This is a genomic window from Cyclobacterium xiamenense (assembly GCF_009467825.1).
Taxonomy (GTDB): domain Bacteria; phylum Bacteroidota; class Bacteroidia; order Cytophagales; family Cyclobacteriaceae; genus Cyclobacterium; species Cyclobacterium xiamenense.
Genome location: NZ_WIOK01000003.1, coordinates 111,741 through 134,352 on the forward strand (window position 1 = coordinate 111,741; position 22,612 = coordinate 134,352).

The 22,612-nt window shown below is 47.2% G+C and carries 19 protein-coding genes; 5 read left to right on the forward strand and 14 right to left on the reverse strand.

What is annotated here, in order from left to right; all coding sequences use genetic code 11:
• Nucleotides 1-396 precede the first annotated feature (396 nt).
• The 8 genes from GCU44_RS03165 to htpG form a co-directional block, all read right to left on the reverse strand.
• Nucleotides 397-972 carry a precorrin-2 dehydrogenase/sirohydrochlorin ferrochelatase family protein gene (locus tag GCU44_RS03165; protein ID WP_154853712.1) on the reverse strand — a complete coding sequence of 192 codons (576 nt, stop codon included), beginning with the start codon at nucleotides 970-972 and terminating at the stop codon, nucleotides 397-399.
• On the reverse strand, nucleotides 965-1,756 hold the full coding sequence (gene cobA / locus GCU44_RS03170; RefSeq protein WP_154853715.1) for a uroporphyrinogen-III C-methyltransferase: 792 nt from the start codon (nucleotides 1,754-1,756) through the stop codon (nucleotides 965-967). The genes GCU44_RS03165 and cobA overlap by 8 nt, the downstream gene beginning before the upstream one ends.
• A complete protein-coding gene (locus tag GCU44_RS03175; protein WP_154853718.1) occupies nucleotides 1,753-3,858 on the reverse strand; it encodes a HEPN domain-containing protein in 2,106 nt (701 codons plus the stop codon). Before GCU44_RS03175 ends, cobA begins: the two co-directional genes overlap by 4 nt.
• A 40-nt stretch (nucleotides 3,859-3,898) precedes the next feature.
• Nucleotides 3,899-4,624 (reverse strand): phosphoadenylyl-sulfate reductase, encoded by a 726-nt coding sequence (locus GCU44_RS03180; RefSeq protein WP_154853721.1) that lies wholly within the window; start codon nucleotides 4,622-4,624, stop codon nucleotides 3,899-3,901.
• Between the two features lie 121 nt (nucleotides 4,625-4,745).
• Nucleotides 4,746-5,162: an RrF2 family transcriptional regulator gene (locus GCU44_RS03185; RefSeq protein ID WP_092173667.1), complete on the reverse strand. Its 417-nt coding sequence runs from the start codon at nucleotides 5,160-5,162 to the stop codon at nucleotides 4,746-4,748.
• A gap of 241 nt (nucleotides 5,163-5,403) precedes the next feature.
• Entirely contained in the window at nucleotides 5,404-6,408 is a 1,005-nt protein-coding gene (locus GCU44_RS03190) for a metallophosphoesterase family protein (RefSeq protein WP_154853724.1), read from the reverse strand.
• Between the two features lie 30 nt (nucleotides 6,409-6,438).
• Nucleotides 6,439-7,374 carry an endonuclease/exonuclease/phosphatase family protein gene (locus tag GCU44_RS03195; protein ID WP_154853727.1) on the reverse strand — a complete coding sequence of 312 codons (936 nt, stop codon included), beginning with the start codon at nucleotides 7,372-7,374 and terminating at the stop codon, nucleotides 6,439-6,441.
• Nucleotides 7,375-8,059: 685 nt separating this feature from the next.
• Nucleotides 8,060-9,943, reverse strand: coding sequence for a molecular chaperone HtpG (htpG, locus tag GCU44_RS03200; protein ID WP_154853730.1), 1,884 nt, complete (start codon nucleotides 9,941-9,943; stop codon nucleotides 8,060-8,062).
• Nucleotides 9,944-10,146: 203 nt separating this feature from the next.
• Between htpG and GCU44_RS03205 the strand changes: the two genes are divergently transcribed.
• Complete coding sequence (locus tag GCU44_RS03205) at nucleotides 10,147-12,555, forward strand: glycoside hydrolase family 95 protein (protein WP_241684822.1); 2,409 nt, start codon at nucleotides 10,147-10,149, stop codon at nucleotides 12,553-12,555.
• A gap of 296 nt (nucleotides 12,556-12,851) precedes the next feature.
• A complete protein-coding gene (tnpA, locus tag GCU44_RS03215) occupies nucleotides 12,852-13,286 on the forward strand; it encodes an IS200/IS605 family transposase (RefSeq protein WP_241684823.1) in 435 nt (144 codons plus the stop codon).
• A gap of 619 nt (nucleotides 13,287-13,905) precedes the next feature.
• On the opposite strand, the gene GCU44_RS03220 is transcribed toward tnpA, so the two are convergent.
• The 4 genes from GCU44_RS03220 to GCU44_RS03235 form a co-directional block, all read right to left on the reverse strand.
• On the reverse strand, nucleotides 13,906-14,898 hold the full coding sequence (locus GCU44_RS03220) for a HipA domain-containing protein (RefSeq protein WP_154853738.1): 993 nt from the start codon (nucleotides 14,896-14,898) through the stop codon (nucleotides 13,906-13,908).
• Nucleotides 14,891-15,226 (reverse strand): HipA N-terminal domain-containing protein, encoded by a 336-nt coding sequence (locus GCU44_RS03225; protein WP_154853741.1) that lies wholly within the window; start codon nucleotides 15,224-15,226, stop codon nucleotides 14,891-14,893. The genes GCU44_RS03220 and GCU44_RS03225 overlap by 8 nt, the downstream gene beginning before the upstream one ends.
• The gene (locus GCU44_RS03230; RefSeq protein ID WP_154853744.1) at nucleotides 15,213-15,461 is read right to left on the reverse strand and encodes a helix-turn-helix transcriptional regulator; all 249 of its coding nucleotides are present in this window, start codon (nucleotides 15,459-15,461) and stop codon (nucleotides 15,213-15,215) included. The genes GCU44_RS03225 and GCU44_RS03230 overlap by 14 nt, the downstream gene beginning before the upstream one ends.
• Before the next feature lie 319 nt (nucleotides 15,462-15,780).
• On the reverse strand, nucleotides 15,781-16,875 hold the full coding sequence (locus GCU44_RS03235; protein WP_154853747.1) for a BF3164 family lipoprotein: 1,095 nt from the start codon (nucleotides 16,873-16,875) through the stop codon (nucleotides 15,781-15,783).
• An 806-nt stretch (nucleotides 16,876-17,681) separates the two neighbouring features.
• Here GCU44_RS03235 and GCU44_RS03240 point away from each other — a divergent pair.
• Complete coding sequence (locus GCU44_RS03240) at nucleotides 17,682-17,882, forward strand: hypothetical protein (RefSeq protein WP_154853750.1); 201 nt, start codon at nucleotides 17,682-17,684, stop codon at nucleotides 17,880-17,882.
• A gap of 1,025 nt (nucleotides 17,883-18,907) precedes the next feature.
• Here the strand turns inward: GCU44_RS03240 and pafA are convergent.
• Complete coding sequence (gene pafA / locus GCU44_RS03245; protein WP_154854084.1) at nucleotides 18,908-20,548, reverse strand: alkaline phosphatase PafA; 1,641 nt, start codon at nucleotides 20,546-20,548, stop codon at nucleotides 18,908-18,910.
• A gap of 124 nt (nucleotides 20,549-20,672) precedes the next feature.
• Nucleotides 20,673-21,260: a carboxypeptidase-like regulatory domain-containing protein gene (locus tag GCU44_RS03250; protein WP_241684830.1), complete on the reverse strand. Its 588-nt coding sequence runs from the start codon at nucleotides 21,258-21,260 to the stop codon at nucleotides 20,673-20,675.
• Between the two features lie 208 nt (nucleotides 21,261-21,468).
• Between GCU44_RS03250 and GCU44_RS03255 the strand changes: the two genes are divergently transcribed.
• Together GCU44_RS03255 and GCU44_RS03260 are read left to right on the forward strand one after the other, a co-directional pair.
• On the forward strand, nucleotides 21,469-21,852 hold the full coding sequence (locus GCU44_RS03255) for an ArsR/SmtB family transcription factor (RefSeq protein WP_092173640.1): 384 nt from the start codon (nucleotides 21,469-21,471) through the stop codon (nucleotides 21,850-21,852).
• A gap of 6 nt (nucleotides 21,853-21,858) precedes the next feature.
• Nucleotides 21,859-22,554, forward strand: coding sequence for a YjjG family noncanonical pyrimidine nucleotidase (locus tag GCU44_RS03260; protein ID WP_154853756.1), 696 nt, complete (start codon nucleotides 21,859-21,861; stop codon nucleotides 22,552-22,554).
• Nucleotides 22,555-22,612: the final 58 nt, after the last annotated feature.

Sequence of the window (22,612 nt, forward strand, 5' to 3'; positions counted from 1 at the left end):
ACGGTGTATGCGTTCTCAAAAACGCATTCGACTAGCCATTGCAAATGGTTTTTGGGCGGTTACTATCTGTTGGCAGCTCAATGATAAGAGGGTGATGCTTCAAACTTCACCCAATGGTGGCCGGGTATAGCCAGTATCTCCCTCGCTGATAAATTTAATTAATGCAATGAATGATAAAGATTTATGGGTTAGGCAAACAAATAATCAGGGAAAAACGTTATATTTAATGTCATACTAACAATTAAAAAAATGTACTGGAGTCTCGACACGTTTTTTCAGCATAACCTACGGCTGAATGAAAACGAAAAATTAAAATTGATAAAAACCTATATTAAGAACCTAAAAAATGAAAAGAAAAAGAGGGGCTAACCGCCCCTTTCTTTTTTTGGTCTTTTTTCAATCCTTTTTTATTAGTCCTTCCGTCAACTTATTTAGTGCCTCTACCTTGTACTCAAAATCCCCCTTCAGGGTATCTCGGTATTTGTTGATGTTTTCCACCATTTCATTGATGTCTTCCGGAATGGTTTCTTCCAGCAATTGCCGCAATCGTTTGGCCGTTGTTGGGCTCTTGCCATTGGTACTAATAGCAATTTTCACGTTTCCCTTCGTGACGATTCCTCCCAGATAAAAGTCGCAAAACTCCGGCGTATCCGCCACATTGACCAGCAAATACCTTTCTTTGGCATCCCGGTAAACGGTTTTATTGACCTCCGGAAAGTTGGTTGCAGCGATCACCAAGTGCTTTTGATCCAAATAGCGCGAATGGTAGGCATCCTGTATCAAGCGAATCCGGGGATTATTGCGGGCGATTTCTCGGATTTCGTCAGAAATCTCCACGGATACGACCGTGACAGTGGCATGCGGACTGGACTTAAGTAAAAAGGTGAGCTTTTCCAGCCCTACAAATCCCGCGCCTACCAGCAAGGTTTCGAGTTGATGGACTTTCAAAAAGATGGGATACAATTCATTCATTGGACCAGGAAATCAATTGGTGTTCGCAAAGAACTTCTTCGTATACTTCTCGCAACCGAGGACTCTCCCGTACCACTTCGCCGATGACAATGATCGCAGGAGCCCCAATCTGCTGCTCCGTCGCTTTCGCTACAATATCTTCCATGGTGCCCGCCACCACTTTTTCCTCCCGGGTGGTGCCCCGCTCGACGATGGCGATGGGTTTGTCCGTGAGGCCCTGTGCTTCGTAGGTATGCACGATTTCCTTTAGCTTTTTGGTACCCATTAAGAGCACCACGGTGGCTTTGGAGCGGCAGGCCAGCTTGAGGTCGTCGGAAAGGGCGCCACTGGAGGTCGTGCCTGTAATTACCCAATAGCTCTCGGAAATGCCTCGCTTGGTCACAGGTATGCCTACCGAAGCCGGAACGGCCACTGTGGACGAAATACCGGGAACCACCGCTGTATCTATTCCAAACTGCTGGATGTAATCCAATTCCTCCGCTCCTCTGCCAAATACAAAGGGATCTCCGCCTTTCAGGCGCACCACATGCCCGTATTTTTGGGCGTAGACCACACAAAGGCGATTGGTTTCATCCTGTGGGTTTTGGTGACTTCCATGGCGTTTGCCTACAAATATTTTCAGTGCCTTGTCTGGCGCATGGTGCAGCAGCGCCCGATCGATCAGGGCATCGTACAAGACCACATCGGCCTTGTTTAGTGCCAACACTCCTTTTAGGGTGATCAACTCCGGATCGCCCGGTCCTGCTCCCACCAGGGTTACGCGTGGTCTGACCTCATTCCTCATGCATGTACTTCTTTAGACCTAAATTCACTGATCGCTTCGTAGACCTTCTCTGCCGTCTGGTAATACTCCCGGGCAAAATCTGCGGTAGGCGAATGCTGTTTGATTTCGTAGACCAAATCGGAAAAAGAACCACCCAGGTCAATCTTGCCGGAATCGATGAAGTGCGCTTCAAATTCGGAAACAATGCTGGCGTAGCTATTAGTATTTACTCCCTCGGCGGTCAAAATCGCCTTTGCGGCATTCACCATGCACGTGTATGCTTGATAGATCCCATCGGCCCATTTTTCGGCTTTCAAACTATCCTCCGCATCGGCCAGCTTCTCCCGGGCTTCCAGCAGCAGGGTAGACACCAGATCGATGACCACCCCGGCACATTCTCCTACTCCGATGGCTTTTACGTAAGGCTCCTCGTTGCCCCAATCGATGAAATCCGATTCCGTGATGGTATCCGTTCCCGCCAGGGGCTTGAGTAGTTCATAAAAATACATCTGTCCCTGACGCTCGTAGTACCGCGCATAGTTCTCCCCTTTTTCGGCTTGGGCCTTGTAATCGTCCAATAAAACGCGCAAGGCTTGCGGTCCGCGCTTACTCGGGATTTTAATGACTTTGTCGGAAAAACGGCCTTTGCCGTCTCCAAACGTAGCTCCGCCCAACAGCACCTGCAAAGCCGGCAACACCGACTTACCTACCTTCATGGACATGCCTTGAAAACCGATGGAGGCCATGTTGTGCTGCCCGCAGGCATTCATGCAGCCGGATATCTTGATGGTGAGGTGTTTGTCCAGCAAAAACTCGGGGTATTCGTCCAAAATTACCTTTCCCATCACATCGGCAGCACCCGTACTGCTGGCAATTCCCAGGTTACAGGTATCGGTACCGGGGCAAGCCGTGATGTCTCCGATGGTATTGTAGCCATAGTCCGCCAAACCCAATTTTTTAAGCTCCTGGTAAAAAAACGGTACCAATTCTTCTTTCACGTCACGAATCAGAAAGTTCTGCCGCAGGGTAAACCGCAATTCATCGTTTGCATATTCCCTGATCAGCTTTGCCAGCTGCCGGGCCTCTTTGGTGTAGAAATCACCCAAACGCACTTTCACTCCCACAGCCACGTATCCGGGTTGTTTTTGAGGAAGGACGTTTGTCACTTTCCATCGCCTGTAATTTTCGTCGGTAGGAACGGTGAACGCCGGTATAACCGGGTTGGGTAAGGATTTGGAAGCCTCGTAGTCACTCACGTCGATCGGAAAGGATTGGTGCTGCAGGGCCATTTGCTCTTCGGCTACCAACCGTAAAAACTCCTCCAAACCCAGGCCGTTGATGAGAAACTTCATGCGTGCTTTCATGCGCTTGGCTCGTTCCCCATGGCGGTCAAAGACACGTATCACCCCCTCTACAAACGGGATCAACTGATCCGTGGGTAAAAACTCGTGTACCACGTCTCCGTGCCGGGGTTGAGATCCCAATCCTCCACCCAAAAGCACCTTAAATCCGCGTTCTTCCGTACCGTCTCCATGCGTCCTCAGTTTGGCAATAAATCCCAGGTCATGCAGGTAGGAAAGCGCCGTATCTTCTTCACTGGCGGAAAAGCTGATTTTGAATTTTCTGCCCATCTCCTGAGAAATGGGGTTGCGCAGCATGTACCGAAAGGTGGCATCCGCATAGGGTGTCACGTCGAAGGGTTCCCTGGGATCAATTCCCGCCGTTTCGGAAGCCGTGACGTTCCGGACGGTATTGCCGCATGCCTCCCGAAGGGTGACATCGTCTTTTTCCAGTTCGGCCCAAAGTTCCGGTGTTCGGTCCAGGCTCACGTAATGGATTTGGATGTCCTGCCGGGTGGTAATGTGCAGCCTTCCAGTGGAATATTTTTCGGAAACATCGCAGATACGGGTAAGCTGGGAAGATCGCACCCTTCCGTAGGGAAGTTTGATGCGGATCATCTGCACCCCCTCCTGTCGCTGTCCGTAGACGCCCCGAGCCAACCGGAGACTTCTGAATTTTTCCTCGTCTATTTTTCCATTTCGAAAAAGCTCGATTTTATTGGCCAATTCGACGATATCTTTTTCCACCAGGGGATTTTCGATTTCTGTTCTGAAACTTTGCATGGTACTACTTTTTCAGTTTTTTAATTTGCAGTTGTGTCGATCAGGCATTTTTTGTGAGTTGCCCGGGCTCGTGAAGGCCGCACTCCTTGTGGGAAGCTTCCCACCACCAGCGGCCTGCCCGTGGATCCTCGCCGGGTACTATGGCCCGGGTACAGGGGGCACAGCCAATGCTAACGAATCCTTTGTCGTGCAGGGAGTTATAGGGAATTTTATGCTCCTTGATATAATCCAGCATCTGGTCCATTGACCAACGCAATAAGGGATTGTATTTGAGGATTTGGTTTCCTTCGTCCCATTCAAGCAGGGGCATCCGTTGTCGGTTTGAACTCTGCCCTGCGCGTAGACCGGTAACCCAAACACGGTTTCCCTTCAATGCCCGCCTGAGAGGCTCGACTTTCCGCACAAAACAGCAAGCCTTACGCTTTTCTACGGACTGGTAAAAGCCGTTGATGCCATTTTCCTGCACCAGGTTCTGTACCGCGTCCGTTTCCGGATAGTAAGGCTGAATGGTCAGCCCGTACTTTCCTACCGTTTTTTCGAGGAGATCGTAGGTTTCATAAAACAACCTGCCTGTATCCAAGGTAAAGATTTTAACCGGAAGCTTGTGTTTGGCTATGATTTCGGTGATCACCTGATCCTCCTGCCCCAGCGAGGTGGAAAATACCACTTCCCCGGGAAAAAGATCGGTCAATAGCGCCAGGCCATCCCCGGGAGATAGCTTCTCTATCCGCCGGCTCAGTTCTTCTATTTCGGTTGCGTCAATCATGGTGTTTCGGTTTTTCGTGAGGGGCTCCTTCCCTTTTGCGCTTCTATCTGCTTCTTGCCCAACGGCACAAGTACAAAAGTACATAAAACCTACAAATTATATAGAGTAAATGGAAAAAAAATTATTCGTTGGATAAAATATCCTGTAGGGTCTTCATTTCCAGGATTTTGAGGGTTTCATCCCGCACTTCTGCCATCACTTTGTTGAGCCCGCACTTCTCCTGGCTTTCGCACTCCTCGCAGGGTTCGTAGTAGTTGAGGCTCACGCATGGCAGCAAGGCAATGGGGCCATCCAACAGCCGGATAATGCGGGAAAGGGGGATTTGGTCCGGTTCCTTGATCAGGTAATAACCACCTCCTTTGCCCTTTTTGCTCCCCAAAAAGCCAGCTTTCTTCAATTCGAGGAGGATATTTTCCAAAAACTTGTGGGAGATCCCGTGTTTTTCCGAAATCTCCTGAATCAATATGGCTCCCTGATCTTTGTTTTTTCCCAGATAAGTCAGGGCATGAAACGCATATTTGGTTTTTTTTGAAAGCATGGAGTGGACAGAAGGATTGAGAGGTCTAAAACGCTTGAATCGATTAAAGATAATCACTTTCGGCAAAAATGAACACGTTCTTTCCGAATTTATGATAAATGGCAAGGAATGGACCCAATCCACCAAGCAATTTAGTTTGGGAAGTGTTGGAGCATTTACGGGATCGCCGCCGTCTAAATGGCGGCGTCGGTTCCCGAAGCCAGCGGGACAAATCGGAAGTAAGTGTCAGGTGATCAGAGACCTACCGACCAAAAGACAGTCGGTAGTCGGAGATCTCAGCGGTTGCCAGGGTACCGGCAAATCCTTTTGGCATGCCCAGGGTGTAGGGGGAGGGCGACATCCATTGGCTGCGCACGCCCTCTACCTGCAAGATTCCCTTCGGATCCAAGGTTGCAAACGCGTACAAGGGCGCCTCGTACGCGGCAATGTTGGGCAGGGAGGGATACTGTTCGTAATCGGCTTTGGGAAAACGATCCCGGCTTTGGTAGGCAGCCGCCGTCCAATGATAGGACATGCTGTTGATCTCCAGGTAGTCGATTCCATTTTGGTGGTGGTGGTAATCGATGTGGTCGTGCCCGTTGAAGCAGCAAATGACCTTTTCCTTGTGGCTTTCCATAATTTTTTGAATCTCCAAGCGGTTCTTTATTCCCCAGGTATAGTTCCACAAGCTTTGGTGCGAAAAGACAAGGGTAGGTAGCCGGGTTTCCGCCAAATCCGCTTTAAACCAGTCGATCTGTTCGGGGTGGACAAAGGTACGGGCGCTGTCCGGAATGTAAAAATTTGCCCGTTCGTAATCGATATACTTCCCGTCCTGGAAAATGAAATTTGCATCCAGTACGATAAAATGATAGCCCCCAAAATCGTAAGAATAGTAGGTCTGGGGCATGCCCCAAAAATCCAGCATTTCCTTTTTGGAGTTCTTATCCATGTCGTGGTTGCCCAACACGTGGTATTTCGGTCCCCGAAAAGATTCCCAAATCCCCATAAACGCTCTATTGCTGCGCTCCCCCATGCAGAAATCCCCCAACTGAATGATGAAGTTGGCCTTTCGTTCCTCAGCCTCTTGAATGAACTGTTCGAGCCGATGGCTTGCATCTGGCATCAAGTCTTTGTGCACGTCTGCGACGATTCCAAATGTTAGTTTTTGACGGGGTACCGCCGAAGGCGCATAGCTAAGGCAGGTCCCCGTCGCTCCCGCCATCAAGGCAGCCATCCCTGTTTGGTGTAAAAATTTCCGTCGGTTCATGGTTTGTGTATCTGCTTACTCCATCGATCTTTAGTGAGGCAATGATTCCAACGCAAAGGTAGTAACGACGAACCCATGATCCGAAGGATACGGAATTTCCTTGCCGTTTACCCGCAGGTTTTCGCCGAAATAGGCCATATGGGCGGTAGAAGTCAACGGTTTTAAATTTCCTTTGTAAAATATATAATCGATGCGATGAGAATCCTCCTTTTCCTTTACATCCCAGGTAATGCCGGGATACCAGTTTGGGTTGGGATGCACGTCCCGAAAGGAATCCTTGAGGCCCATATCGGCCAATACCTTTGTCGCATACCAGGGTACCACCAGGCCATTATGACGTGCCTTGGTTTCCTCATTCCAGTCGAGATGGGAAGGGGAATTCATGTCACCGCCCAAAATCATGGGAATCGAATCAGTGGCACCTGCATATTTTTCAAGGTAAGGCAATACGTTTTGAATCATTTCGGTACGTTTGCCTGCGGCTTCCCAGGCCAGCAGTTCTTCGACTGATTTCCCCATCTGCTCCGGTGAATCCTCCCAGGGCAAATAGTAAAACCAATTCGAAAAAACGTTTATTTTCCGCCCATCGACCAGTACCTCCCGTCCACCCAGGTAAAACGGATACCCGGTATCGATTCGCTCCCCAAAGGGATGTTTGGAATAGATGGAAAGGTTGATGCTTTCGTCGTCCGGATCGGTGGCTTCAGGTGCGATCAGATGAAAATGATACCCTAAGGTCTCCGCTATATGCGGTCCGGAACCGTAGGTTTCCACCATCAAAATCACATCCGGGTCAATTTCCCGAATGATATCTATTACCCGGTCGGGTCCATTGGGAATATCGTTACCGCCGTGCAAAATGTTCCAGGCCATCACCTTCAGCGTCATTGTATCGGATTGCGCACAGGCATCGGTTTCCATGAATAAAAAAGCAGCGAAGCAGGCAAACAGTACGATTCGTTTCATCGGTTAGGTTCAGAAATGGTGGATGCAATGGGCCGCTCGTTTTGATGAAAAGCGGCCGCAGGTAAATATACACAGGTTATCCGTTCCGGCCAATCGGTGTTTTAACTAGTTCACTGGGGTGGAAAGGGGATTGGGTGACGTTCCGATTTCCAGGCACTATGGTTACCCCTGGCTAATCCTAAATTCCTGAAACAAATCGCATTGGTATAAACGAACCTAAATGCCCAACTTGAACTAATTCCCTCCGCCGCGGCGTAGGGATTCGGATTGGTAGGGATTGCAGGTCAACTATTGCCTGCGAGTTGCCTCAGCCCGTCTCAAGGCCACCAATTCAGCTTTAATATGGCATTTCAGCAAATCCCCCTTTTAAGGGGGCGAGGGGGATTTTTTCGAGAATGTAAATTTGTGGTAGGACTAACAATGAATAAAATTTAAACCTGTAAACTTTTTTCAGGACGAGTCAGAACATTGGTAATAAATCCCCCCTGCCCCCTTGGGGGATTTGGGTACGTACGGATTTTCGGTTAGGATATTACCGTGAGACTTTCTAAGCCCGTTGAAATGGCACCAATTCCGCTTTATGCTGCCATTCAGCAACTCCAATCTTTCTACGATCGACGTGTAAACAAAAAAGGGAAAGCAAGGCACTGTCCCCGCTTTCCCTTTCTACGAATACATTTTACGCTCAGATCAATTCCACACTTCGTTTCACAAAGGCTGTAAGCTCCTTGCCTGTCAGCAGCCCCTGTGAAAGCAGGGCCAGATCAAATGCCTGCTTGGCCAACCTTTCCTGCTCCGCAGCATCCTCCGATTTGAGGATTTTGTCGACCACCGGATGATTGCCATTGACCCCTACCTTGTAATTATCGGGGAAGGAACCGTAAAGGCCCATGCCTCCACCGTTTTTCGCCATGTCCTTCATCCTACGCATGAACTCGTCCATGGTCACGGTAACGGGCAACTCCTCCGGACTGGAACCTTGCACCTCCACGGAATAGGTCTTGTTATTGATGGCCTTTTCAAAGATCTCTTTCACCTTATTGGATTGCTCTTCGGTCAACAGGTTTTCGTATCCGCCTTCTTTATCAATCAACTTGTCCACCACATCGGCATCCACGCGCTTCAGGCTGGCCTTTTCCAACTTTCCCTCCAGGTGCTGGATAAAGTGGCTGTCAATCGGTGAATCCATTAACAGCACGTCGTAATCCTTTTTATTGGCGGACTGGATAAAGGTATCCTGCTTATCGGCATCGGTGGCATACAAGTATACCAACGTTTCGTCTTTGCCGGTTTGATAGGGCTTGACCTTTTCCCGGTATTCGTCCAGCGTAAAATGCTCCCCGTTTGTATTGGTAAGCAGGGCAAAGTCCTTGCCTTTTTCGTAAAACTTGTCCTCCGATATCATCCCGTACTTCACAAAAAGGCCGATGTCCTTCCACTTTTCTTCGTACACCTTCCGGTCTTTTTTGAACAATTCGCCCAGCTTGTCCGCGACTTTTTTGGTGATGTAATTGTTGATTTTCTTGACGTTGCTGTCTGCCTGCAGAAAGCTTCGGGAAACGTTCAGCGGAATGTCCGGAGAATCGATCACCCCGTGCAATAGCATCAAAAATTCCGGCACGATATCTTTTACCTCATCGGTAATAAAGACCTGCCGACTAAACAGTTTAATTTTGTTGCGCTGCAAGTCAAAGTCGTTCTTGACCTTGGGGAAATAGAGAACGCCGGTCAGGTTAAACGGATAGTCCACATTCAAGTGGATCCAAAAAAGCGGATCCTCGCTCATGGGGTACAATTCCTTGTAGAATTTCAGGTAATCCTCGTCCGTCAACTCGCTTGGCGCCTGCGTCCAGATTGGGTTTGTGGTATTGATGATATTGTCTACCTCTACCGATTTCCACTTCTTCTCGCCCTTGTCGTCCACGCCGTCTTCTACGCTTTCGGATTTTGTTCCAAACCGGATCGGTACGGGTAGGAATTTGGCGTATTTGTCCAGAATTTCCTGCAGTTTCCACTTGTCCAGAAACTCCTCGGACTCGCTGTTGATGTGCAGGATCACATCCGTTCCCCGTTCGGTTTTGTCGCTGGGGCTGATTTCAAATTCCGTACTGCCATCACAGACCCATTTGGCCGGCTCCGCGCCTTCCTCCCGGGAGAGGGAATGGATTTCTACGGTATCGGCCACCATAAAGGCCGAATAAAACCCAAGACCAAATTTACCAATGATCTCATTGGCATCCTTGGCATCTTTGAACTTCTCCACGAATTCGGAGGCTCCGGAGAAGGCAATCTGGTTGATGTATTTTTTGATTTCTTCGGCAGTCATGCCGATACCCTTATCTGAGACAGTAATGGTCTTTTTGTCTTTGTCAAAACTGACATCAATGGTCAGGTCACCCAGTTCTCCTTTGTACTCACCCAACGCGGCCAATCGTTTGATTTTCTGGCTGGCATCCACCGCATTGGAGACCAGTTCCCTTAGAAAAATTTCATTATCCGAATAGAGAAACTTCTTGATAATGGGGAAAATATTTTCGGTATGGATCGAAATGGTACCTTTTTCCTGCATGGTATTTTTTATTTTTATGTAAACAACGTCCTTATTGTATTCTTGCCTTGTTCAAGTCTTGTTCCAAATTCATTTTCGTGTCAAATTGTCAGTACCTGATCCGGTTTGATAAATCCCCTGCCGATTGCAGGAAAACTTAACGGATTTTCTTAAAGTATTCATCCTATTTTGGTAGTATGCGACATCATCAACACCAACCCAACATGCGACAGCTTCTTCTGCTGCTATTCATCAGCCTCACTCCCTTTGCCAGTACCTGCCAAATTGCAGGTAATTTAGTAGATGCCTCCCCCAGGATGGAACTTTGGTACACTTCTCCTGCCGAAGACTGGCTGGAAGCCCTTCCCATTGGCAATGGGAGATTGGGTGCCATGGTATATGGAGGGCTGCAGGAGGAGCGTGTTCAGCTCAATGAAGAAAGCCTTTGGGCCGGTATGCCGGAAGACCCGTACCCCGAAAACGTGCGCCAGCATTATGCTGAATTTCAGCGGTTGAATCTGGATGGAAACTACCAGGAGGCCCTGGACTACGCCATGGAATACCTGGCCGTCTCCCCTACCTCCATACGTTCCTATGAGCCTTTAGGTGAATTGCATATTTCTTTTGACCATCAACGTTCCCCGGAGAATTACCGCCGATCACTGAATATGGAAACGGGCCTGGTCACGGCTACTTATTCCATAGCAGGGAAAAGGTACCGCCGAGAGGCTTTTTCCTCCAACAAATACAATGTCATTTTTTACCGCTTTGAGAGCCTGGATGGACCGCCGGTAAGCAGCACGATTCGTTTTGAACGAGAGAAAGACATCGTCCAACGCGTGGGAGACGAAGAGATTCTATTCGTGGACGGACAGGTATTTGATGATCCCGATGGGTACGATGACAATGTGGGCGGTTCCGGAAAACCGGGGCATCACATGAAGTTTTCTTCCCAAATCACAGCCGTTTTGGATAATGGAACGATACGCGGAAATGAAAAATCCCTTAGCATCGAAAACAGCACCGGCTTTACCCTGATCCTAAGTGCAGCGACGGATTACAATGTAGCCAAGCTGAATTTTGACAGAAACATAAACGCCAAAGCGACTGCGTTACAACTACTGGAGGAAGCAAAAGCAACCCGTTACGAGACAGCCCGGGAAAAGCATGTTTCTGAGCACCGTGACCTATTTAATCGGGTTTCGCTTTCCTTAGGCAGCCCGCATCGGGACAGCCTTCCGACCGACAAGCGGCTGGAGCAGGTGCGGGAAGGTACGAATGACAACCACCTTACGGAATTGTTTTTTCAATACGGAAGGTACCTCCTGATGGGTAGCTCGGTCAACAGGGCCGTTCTTCCTGCAAACCTTCAGGGCATCTGGAACAAGGAAATGTGGGCTCCCTGGGAATCGGATTTTCACCTGAACATTAATTTACAGATGAATTACTGGCCTGCCGACCTGACCAATTTATCCGAGGCTTTTGTTCCCCTGTCCCATTTTATGGTAAAATTGGCGGAAAAAGGAAGCACTACCGCAAAAAACTTTATTGGCTCTTCCGGCTGGATGGCCCATCACGTAAGCAATCCGTTTGGAAGGACTACGCCATCGGGCTCGACCAAGGAATCTCAGGTCACCAACGGTTATTCCAACCCCCTGGCAGGTGCCTGGATGTCCCTTTCCTTATGGAGGCATTATGAATTTACCCAGGATCAAGACTATTTAAAAGAAACGGCCTACCCGGTCCTAGCAGGAGCAGCACAATTTATTTTGGACTTTCTGAAGGAAAATGATAAAGGCGAATTGGTCACGTCTCCCTCCTACTCACCGGAGAACGCCTATATAGATCCAACTACCGGTAAACCCACGAGAAACACCACGGCTGCCAGCATGGACATCCAAATAATAAATGACATCTTTAGGGCCTGCCTGGAAGCAGAGGAAATCCTGGGAGTGCAAGAATTGACAGCGGAAATAGAAAAAGCTACCGCTAAATTACCCCCAATAAAAATTGGCAAAGACGGCACCCTTCAGGAATGGTACGAGGACTATGAAGAGGCGGAACCGGGCCACCGGCACATGTCTCACTTGTATGCCTTGTACCCCTCCAATCAAATCACTGCAGCAACACCCGAATTGTTCCAGGCTGCAGAAAAAACCATCGAAAGGCGACTGGCCTTCGGTGGTGGCGGGCAAACTGGCTGGAGCAGGGCCTGGATTATCAATTTTTATGCGCGTTTACAGCAGGGGGACGAAGCCCTGGATCACATCCACCAAATGATGGCCACCCAACTGGCTCCCAATATGTTTGATTTGCTCGGAAAGATTTTCCAGATTGAGGGCAACTTTGGGGCCACAGCAGGCATTGCCGAAATGCTCCTGCAGTCGCATGAGGAAGGGATCATCCGCTTACTACCGGCACTGCCCGAGGCATGGGACAGGGGCCAGGTAACCGGCCTGAAAGCACGAGGGAATTTTGAGGTAGGTATGGAATGGGAAGCTGGAAAACTGAAAAAAGCGACTATTCTGGCGCTGCGCGGGGGCAAAACCAAGGTACTTTATAAAGGTAAAGAATGGGTTATAGACCTAAAAAAAGGGGAGTCGGAGTCGCTCTTTCCGGGATCTGAGGACTAGGTAAGGCGCTATTCCTTTTCCATTTTTAAGAAAGTTAATCCAGGCTTCTTATTTAGCCCCAGTTCAAAAATTCGTATCAAAGTCGATAGTTGTATATTAGCTCTTCCATTTTCAAGTTTAGAAATATAGCTTTTTCCCAAACCGTTGTAGATCGTAATTAGTATCACGAACCATAGGGGCGTAGCCCTGAAATCTTTTAGCCGTGGAAATGTAAAACAAGTGGCAAAAGCTTTGGTACTTAATCTTTGTAGAACTAGATTAGTTTTAGGGACCCAAAGGGGCTCAGCCCTGACATCGTGCCATGGCAAATACATAATACACAACTATACGTCCAATTCGTTTTCTCTGTCGAGGGCAGGGGAAACTTTATCAGGGAGTCTTATCGTGACGAATTGGAAAAGGTGATGTGTGGCATCGTTTCCAACCATAAATGTAAAACGTATGCTATCTATTGTAATCCGGATCATACACATCTTTTTGCGAGCATACACCCTACTATTTCCCCTTCCAAACTAATGGAACAGGTCAAATCAGGTTCAACGACATGGCTGAACCAAAAAAAGCTTGTTCCTGGTAAATTTGCATGGCAGCACGGATTTGGGGCGTTCACCTATTCCAGGTCCCACATTGACAGGGTCGTAAAATATGTCTTGAACCAACCCGAACACCATAAGAAGCAATCGTTTAGGGATGAGTATTTGATGTTGCTTGACAAATTCAGTGTTGAATAGGATCCCAAATATCTTTTTGAATGGTACGACTGACTGAGATGTCAGGGATACGTGCCTGGATTTCGAGTGGATATAGATTCATTCCAACCAGAAAATGACAACCGTTCTAAGATAAAGGTGTGTTGCGGCCTGAACAATTCTGTGAGGGCTTTGACTCCAAATTGTTGTCTTGAAGGAAGGACGGAATAGATTTCAGGGCTAACGCCCCTCATTTTCGTCGACGCAGGTTTCTTCTACTACGATTACAGGGCTACGCCCCTGGGTTTAGTCACAAAATTTATTGGTGGGACTTTTTACTCAAGTTCCTTAAAACTTGCTCTATTGAGCAGATAGGGCCATTGTAGTTGCTACTAAAACAGTTTTTCACCCCATTTTATTTAAAGTGAGGTGAAAAATTAACATGGATTGCCCGTTCACAGTCCAATAAAGCCCGATTCATAGCAACTACATTGCTGTTTTGAGGAAAATGAGTTATCTACGAATTGGACCCGTATAGGTATAATTCAAAAGAAGGATTGGGTATTGGTTTTAGTCCCTGAATTGTACGTCGGAATAGATCAAAACCGGATTGTCCTGATTTTCAGTATTTTTTGAAGCTGATGTCACAACCTGATTTCCGTCAAAAAATGCCGTATTCCGAATCAGATTTAGGCATGGGCTGAAATACTCCTATCTGTCTGGCTTTTTTATCAATCATTACTTGATAGGCTTCCTTCATTCCATCCGGAAGAAAGCTTTTTTCCACAAACCCATGCCATTTAGGTATCGTCTTTTTGAAACGCTCGAAGATATTATCGAATGCTTTCTGATCGATTTCAAACCTCCCCATTGCTGCTTCAAAATCCCTGCGTGTTAGTTTCCTTTTTTTTCCGTTAAGGGTGAGTGCCAATTCTTCGTTATCTCCTTCAACCACCAATTGGGCAGCTACCATGTCATAAGCGGGACTCAGGTTGTATCCCCTTTTCGGATCTTTAAACAAGGAGAAGTTTTTCAGGTGCATGTCATTGTTGCCGGTGAGGAAACAAAATACAACCTGCTCAAAAAAGTTGATGATATCAAATCCGGGATTGGTCGAAAAGTGAACCAGTGCTTTTCCAATCTGTTCATAGGAACCACGGTATTTTGATTCTGTTAACCGTTCAGTCAGTTGGCACATGTCTTCCATATGGAATTTTTGCTTTCCTTTTCTATCTATTCGTTTGGTGATGTAAGAAAGCTCACCTGACTTTAACCGGATCAGTGAATGCGGAACAGTCCTTATTCCGGCTATGGCTGCCAAATGCATCGTGAGGTCTTCCAGCTCGGGTAAACTTGGATAATGTTCACTCGGCGGTTTCAATATGTATCCGCCCCAAACACCCATAATCGTCAGTTTTTGAGGCGTATCTTTTTCAGTCATTGTTTCCAGCCCTAAGGAAAGCTTTGCCTGTACGCCGGTTACGGACGACTGGCGCTGTATAACCTTTTCAGCCAGTTCCAGCATCTGATCATTGGTATATTCCAATAGGGGAGGAACCGACATACCGAATAGTTTCTTGCTGCATTTAGAGTGAAAATCCATTTCGCCTCTATCCAGTTCCTTATAACAATATAAACAGCAATTTTTACTCATCTTCTTTTTCCTCTTCCAATGATTCAATACTTACTGCGCCAATGCAGTCGTGACATGTTTTAAGTAACAAACCCATCCGATCCCGTGCACTTAGTTTCCAGTTTTTTTCAGCGATATCCAATAACCAACCCTCCGGTATCAGACCGTCAAAAAACGGAAAGAGCACTTTATCCTGAAATGGTTTTTCCTGTAGCGGAAGTGTTAAACTTACTGGCTCTGCATTATCTCTTTTCAGATAAACATCCCTGTATTGAAAATGATATCCTTCCTCGTCTTCTTGCAGGATTCCTGCCCAATCGTTGTGCATAAATACTTTAGCCTTTCTCATGGATCAGTTTATTGCGGTTTATTGGCACCGGACCGAGTTCATAACCAAACAATATCAATACCTGGTTAACTTTATCTTTTTGCAGGGAAGGTTTATCACGTTCTAGCTCACGTACAAAACGTAAGCCGACGCCAGCTTTATCTGCCAGACCTTGTTGCGTAAGGCCTAGTGCCTTTCTTTTCTCCTTTACAAAACTGCTTAAGGGTAAAGCAGGATAGTTATTTCCGGTATTCATTCGTATGGTAGTTACCCGTTTGGGTACAAATATACAAAAAAGAAGTGAAAATATACCCCTTCGGGTACAAATTTGCGTAGATACTTACTTATTATACCCTATTGGGTATAAATTCGATTATTATTTACAATTTAAACCCGTACGGGTATAATAAAAAAGAGGGCAGGATCTACTCCTTAAACGAAATTTCAGAAAATTAAACGCAGAAGCGCACATTTTGCAAGCAGAAAAAATAATGGAAAATACCCGAACCCTACAAAAGCGGTTTTTCATAGAAAGGAGCTTATAATCAAATCGCTTCAACCAGCCTATCACCTGCCTATTCTGTGAGTAGCGAACTCTCCGGCAAGGCAAAGGCAACAACATTGGGCTCCGCATCTACGGTGAGTCCATAGATGACACCCTTCTCTTCATCCACGGTAAATGCGGTTAGCGGGTAGTCTAGCGAATACTGATGTACAATTTTTCCTTGGTAATCAAAAACAAAAATCCGATTCAATTCATCTGGATCACTGATGTTTCGAAAGCTTTTACCCAGGTGAAGCCCGTATATTCGTTCTTTCCCGGCAAAACTGTCCAAATACTTTACCGTAAGTGTTTTCATGTTCATAGCTGCCATGGGATAGCCCCTACTGTAGTCCACCTCAAATTCCGGAACTTCATCAACGGGACCTCTGATAGAAAGGATCTTTCCAGATGCCTTATCCAATACATCGATAAAATCCCGTCTGGATCCTGCAGCGATAAATTTACGTTTATCGGGAGAGGCTTTTAATCTTCCCTGATGTATACTGCTTATCACATTGTAAGGAACATCTTTGCGATCGATCATACTGTCCCAGGTACCGTAGGCGGCCAATGTATCCCCTTGCAGCGACACCTCAAAATACTTATCGTTACCATCCACCATCGTAACCAATAAGCTGGTATCTGATGCCCAGGTCAAATCAGCTACATAATGGAAAATCTCTCCCAATCTCAACTGGCTTTCTGCCAATTTGGAAGTCCCTTCATTAACGGAGTACTTTGAAAAAAAAGTTTGTTCCAAATCGTAGCACCAGAAGCTTTCTTTTTCAGAGGCGGGTTCCAATTTCCATACCAGGGTTGCTTCTCCCGGACCAAGGCCATTCTTCCCGGTACTGCGGATGTATTTTTCGGATTGTATGTCAAGGATATGCAAAAGATCGCCATTGCTTCTTTCACTTACCACCAGGTAATCTCCCAAACACAAAATATTTCTCGGGTTTGTTATGTTGGGAAAATTGTACTTTTTCCCGACCAAGGCTATCGGATCCGGAAGATCCTTTTCATCAAAAACAACGATTTCTTCGATTTCGTTTTCCTCCGATGCGGGAGAACAGGCAAAGCCTAAAGCGAAAAATCCAACTAGAAGGGTTAATTTATTGCGCATCATTTCTTGAGAATTGATATCAAAATCAAGTTGAAAGGGAGTAGGACATCTTTGAAGCCTACTCCATTAAAAGTTAGTTAAATACAGGTATCATCATTTGGCACCCAAATGGAGTCTGCAAATTTCAACCCAATTGGGTGCGGACAGGAGTCATTCCACGAGCAACATACGCCTCCATATTCATTAGAACCCGCAATCGCCTTCTCCAAGGCCACTTCGGTTGCAGAAAAGGGCGCTTCCGTCCCACTAACCCCAAACTGCCAGCCGGCCACCAGCATAACCGTTACAGCCCCAAAGGCTGCCATTTTCTTTTTATTAATGGGAAATCCATTGCCTCACATCTTTATTCGAGATCAAGGAAAACCGTAAATCTGCCATACAATCCGGTAATTAACTGATTACAAGCCGATAAAACCTGACAGGTTTCCCCTGGCCAAGTTTTGTTTTTTGTTACTTCTACATAAAAACCTGACAGGTTTGTAAACGTCAGATAAAACATTGAATATCACTTAAAATGATAAAAAAACCCGAGAACTAAAACTATTCTTTTAAAAAATACTGAAAAAATTTACAACTGATCTGTTTTAAAGCGTATGCGGGGGATTTAGGTTGTGTTTTGACATTGTGCCATCCGGTAACTGGTTTTCACGGCTTTATAGGAATGTACCTTGACTGCTGACTATTGGGCTTCCATTTCCGATTTTAGTGTTTTCTGAGTATTTTCGTTCCTAACATTAGGTCCCACTTGCCCGTATATCTAAACTAGTTGCGGCTAGAAGTAAACATAAAGCCAACGGATTAGTAAAAAAATGAAGCAGCTTACGATAAATATCGCAGACAATAAATTTGACGTTTTCCTGGAGTTTATCAAGACCCTGGATTATGTAGAGGTAGCAGATGACGAAGAAAAGGCATTGGAGGAACTTCAAAATAGCCTGATCCAGGTCAAACGTATGAAGGAAGGGAAGCTCCCCAGGCAATCGGCCGAAGAATTCCTCAATGAGCTATAAGGTAATCCCCACACCTAATTTTAAAAAGTTGGCTAAAAAACTGGCCAAAAAGTATTCCTCCCTAAAAACTGACTTACAGTATTTAATTGAGACCTTGGTCGAAAATCCTGCATCCGGAACCCCTCTTGGGCATAACCTCTATAAGATTCGGATAAAGATATCCTAAAAAAATAGAGGGAAGTCTGGTGGAGCCAGAGTGATTACTTTTCTTGTAACCGATGACCAGGAAGTTTATTTGCTACACATCTACGACAAGAGTCAACTTGAAAATCTGACTAAAGACCAGCTGGGCGATCTGCTCAAAAACGCTGGGCTGTAAAGAAACGTTAGTCCTTTTTCAGAAATTCTCTGAAATTTTCACTAAACTACCTGGAACTCAACTTCAAATTGGTATCTCAATGCCTTTTATTGTTCCTATTGTCCGTCGGGGCACCTTTTCTTCATACCTTACTCAATCATCGTTTAGCTCCCCGTGAACCCCATCCGGGGTTGGAGAGTTTGGAGGTAGTCCACGAGCCGTGGGCTGCACCCACGGTTAGTGTTGTTTAGGCCCTTCAGGCCTGCCTTTACTGAGAGAATCATTAATCATCTAAAACGGCATTTTCAAAAACTATTTTTTCTTCCGCCCAATCATATTCTAATGAAGTCCAAAATTGCTTATCGACAAAGATCACCTAATTGACTCCGAAGCCTGAAGGGCTTCAATAAAAATAGCCCCGGGCGAAACCCGGGGTCTATGAGCCGTTAAATCTTGCGCCAACCCCGGAGTGGGTTGAACCACCGCTTGCAGCTCAACATGGATTGTTGCCAACCTGTCCCCTCTGCCGATCTGGGATTGGATTGGTTCCATTTCTTACCAATCTGTTGAAAAATTTTTACGAACGAAAAAATCCCCCTTGCCCTCCGCCGCGGCGGAGGGATTTGTACTCGCTGTGATTTTACACATACATTCCCAAATAATGCCGCATTCCGGATCAAACCGAAAGCATTAAATCTTAAGACTAGCTAACTTCCCTTATAACCAATCATTTCGCATCCACTATCTCACCGATCGGCTGACCGGAAGCTCCATTGGGAAGCCTGGTTTTTAGCAGCATGGCCAGCGTGGGGGCAATATCGGTGATGGTGGCATAGCGGCTGCTGCTTCCGGCCGGAACGCCCCAACCGTAAAATACAATCGGTACATGCGTATCGTAAGTATAGCCGGTGCCGTGGGTGGTGCCCCGGACGGAATTGGTCAGCCAGGCCGGTTCCAATATGACCAGCACATCCCCGGAAGCCTTGTGGTTGAAGCCCATCTGAAGCAAATGTTTCCTGCCATGGTTGTATTCCAATCGTCTCAAGTCCTCCGCCGTGTAGGTTTCCTTAATTCCGTCAAAGCGCAGCAGGAAATCGGCGACTTCCTTTTGCATGTCGGCCAGCACCAGCCCCTTCTCTTTGGCCAGCTCCTGGTTTAAGAAGACCTGCTCGTTGGAGTAATTGGAAATCCAGTCTCCCTCCCCAAATTGCTGATTGGTAAATCCTTTTAATTGGGTCAGTACAAAGCGCGTATCCAAGCTTCCGGCAGCCACCCGTTCGCTCTGCATGTAACTGACCACGTCCGCTACGCCATGGTCTGCCGTCAAAAACACCAGGTATTCGCCCTCGCCGATCTCCCGGTCCAGGTAATCAAAAAATTCCGCCAATTCCCGGTCCAGGCGTAGGTAATTGTCCTCCACCTCTACCGAAGAGGGGCCAAACCGGTGTCCGATATAATCGGTAGAAGAAAAACTCACCGCCAGAAAGTCCGTCTCTCCTCTTTTCCCCAATTGCTCCCCTTCCAGAGCGGCATAGGCCAGGTCCAGGGTGAGGGTATTGCCGTAGGGAGTGGTGCTGATCAGGCCCAGTCCTCCATTGTCCTCCGTCAAAGCGGGCAGTTCATAGGGAAAAGTAGGTGTTTCCATGCCAATGAAGGGCGATTCAAACGCATTGTCATCCGCTGCCCCCTGCACATAGGTTTCTACCGGAAATAGTGGCTCCCAGGTTTGGGACAAATAGTTCTGCGGTAATTTTCTGTCGTTAAAGGCCTTGACCCAATCCGGCAAGGCCTCGTAGTAATAAGTGGATGTCATGAATTCCCCGGTTTTGGCATCGTACCAGTAGGCATCCCCCATGTGTCCGGCTGGCAAGGCCGCCCCTCGGTCCTTAATGGCGATCCCAACCACTTTCGACCGCTTTCCGGTAGCAAACATCAGCTCATCCGTAATGGTACTGCTCAATAGGTTTTTGGGAGAAATCTCGCCACTCGAAGCGGTGCCGGCCACTCCTGTAACGGTACTGTCTTCGGCACAATACACCGTTCGTCCCAGCGACCGTACAAACCAATCGTTGCCAATGATGCCATGGGTAGCCGGGGTAGTGCCGGTGTAAACGGAAGCATGTCCCGGGCCGGTGTAGGTGGGGATGTAATTGTAATGGCCATTTTGCATCATGAACCCTTCGTTCATCAGTCTTTTGAAGCCATCCTCCACGAACCGGTCCTGATAGCGGTAAAAATACTCCTGACGCATTTGGTCTACCACGATTCCTACGACCAGTTTGGGTCGTTCCACAGGAGCGGATGGCGTATCCTGAGCCCTGCCTACCTGAGAAAGGATCAACAGTCCCAGAACAATAATTTTTTTCATCATGCTATTGGTTTCTGATATGCGCAAATATACCTTTTTGGCCCTTCAAGAGATGCATACCGAACCAAGTAATTCCTGTAAAATGGGATTAACGGCCGAAACTTCATCCCAGGTTCATCTGGAATTAATCCCGGTTTTTCAGGTCTCCGTTTTTGATGGATTTGATGAATTGGGCCCAGGCAAAGGGATTGAGCAAGGGCAGGGGTCTTGGTCCATACCGGTCCAGGGTTTGCTGGGTCTGCTGGTTGGTAAATTGCCGGAAATTCTCGTTGCCGGAAGCGGGCATTTCTTCCGCCCAGCGGAGGAGTAACTGGGGGCTAAGGTTGCCCCGGTTGAGTGGAGGTTCCGCATCGATATTCACCGCCAAAATGGCATTTTTGAATTCCTCCTCGGTGGGATAGGGCATGACCTGCACCTCCTGCAGGGCGATTTCGTCCTGCACCATGGTGAGGATGTAGCTTACCTTATCTTCATCAATATCTTCCGGAATGGTAATCGTCTGTCGCTTGAGACCAATAAAGGAAAAAACCACGCTGTCTCCCGCCAGCACGGGCATGGAAAAGTACCCGAACCGATTGCTGCTCGTTCCCCTGCCCTTTTTGGGCACGTAGATGTTCACCCCGGGAATGGCCGTGGTACTGTCTGCATTCAAAATGACGCCCGACAGTTGCACTACCTTTCGCTCCGGCGTATCCTGGGCATTGGCCGGCAAGCAATGCGCCGCATACGCAACGAGGACGAGTAGGGCTATTCGTAAGTACTTTTTCACGTATCTCATTTTTCCAAAGGCCTGCCTCCCATCTTGGCATACAGTACGAAAGCAAGCCGGTTTTGTAACAAAGCCAATGATTTCACGATAATAAGAGAAATACACCTGAATTCATTAACTTCAACCGGTTTTATTTGTTAAAGTTAATTAAATGCGCTTAAAAAACATAAGTTTAAGTTATGGGATGCGTGTCTTCAAGGCGCTTTCGGAAGAACCCCGGGTACGAATCCTCCATTTGCTGATGCAAAACGAGGAATTGTGTATATCGGACATGGAACACATTCTGGATTTTACCCAGACCAAAACGAGTCGACACGTCACCTACTTAAAAAACGCGGGATTGATCGGAAGCCGGAAAACCGATCAATGGACCTTCTACTACATTCTGGAGGAGGCCCAGGAAGTCCTGGGGCAAATTTTGAAATTTATCCAAAAAGACCAAAACCTGCTCCGGGATCAGGAAATCTACGAAATCCTCTACTCCAACCGGGAACTGGCCAAAAACAAGATTGAAAACAACCTGTATCGAAAGTAACTTTCCATGAAACCTTACCGCCACCTGCTTTTTGATTTGGACCATACCCTATGGGATTACGACAGCAATGTGAGGGATTCCCTCACGGAATTGTATGCGCAGCACCGATTGGCCGAACTGGGTACCGCTACGTTTGAGGCGTTTTTTGAGGCCTTTCAGGCCACCAACCTGGAGCTCTGGGATCAGTTTAACCGTGGGCAGGTGGATCGAGATCAGCTGCGGGCCATCCGATTCCCGAAGGTCTTTACCCGAGCTCAGCTCTCAGAGGCCCATATTCCCCGATCCCTGGAAGACGATTTTATCCGCCTTACCTCTTCCAAGGCAAAGGTAATGGATCAGGCCGTGGAAATGTTGCACTACCTGGGCGAAACCTACGATTTACACATCGTCACCAATGGGTTTAACGAGAGCCAATACGCCAAATTAAAAGCCTCCGGGCTCGACAAGCATTTCAAAGTAGTGGTTACCTCCGAATCTTCTGGGTTTCGAAAACCCGATCAGCGTATTTTTGCCCATACCCTCCGGGAAATCGGCACCCTTCCCAACGAATGCCTGATGATCGGGGACAACCCTACCTCGGATATCCTCGGCGCCAAAAATGCCTCCATCGATCAGGTACATTTTAATCCCAGGGGCCTAAAAAGCCCGGTTCCCGCTACCTTTACCATCCGCCACCTTTCGGAATTAAAAACCTTCCTTTGAACCCTGCGCAGGAGCAGTTCGTTGTTAACGTGTACACGCTATAAAACCATTTCTTGCA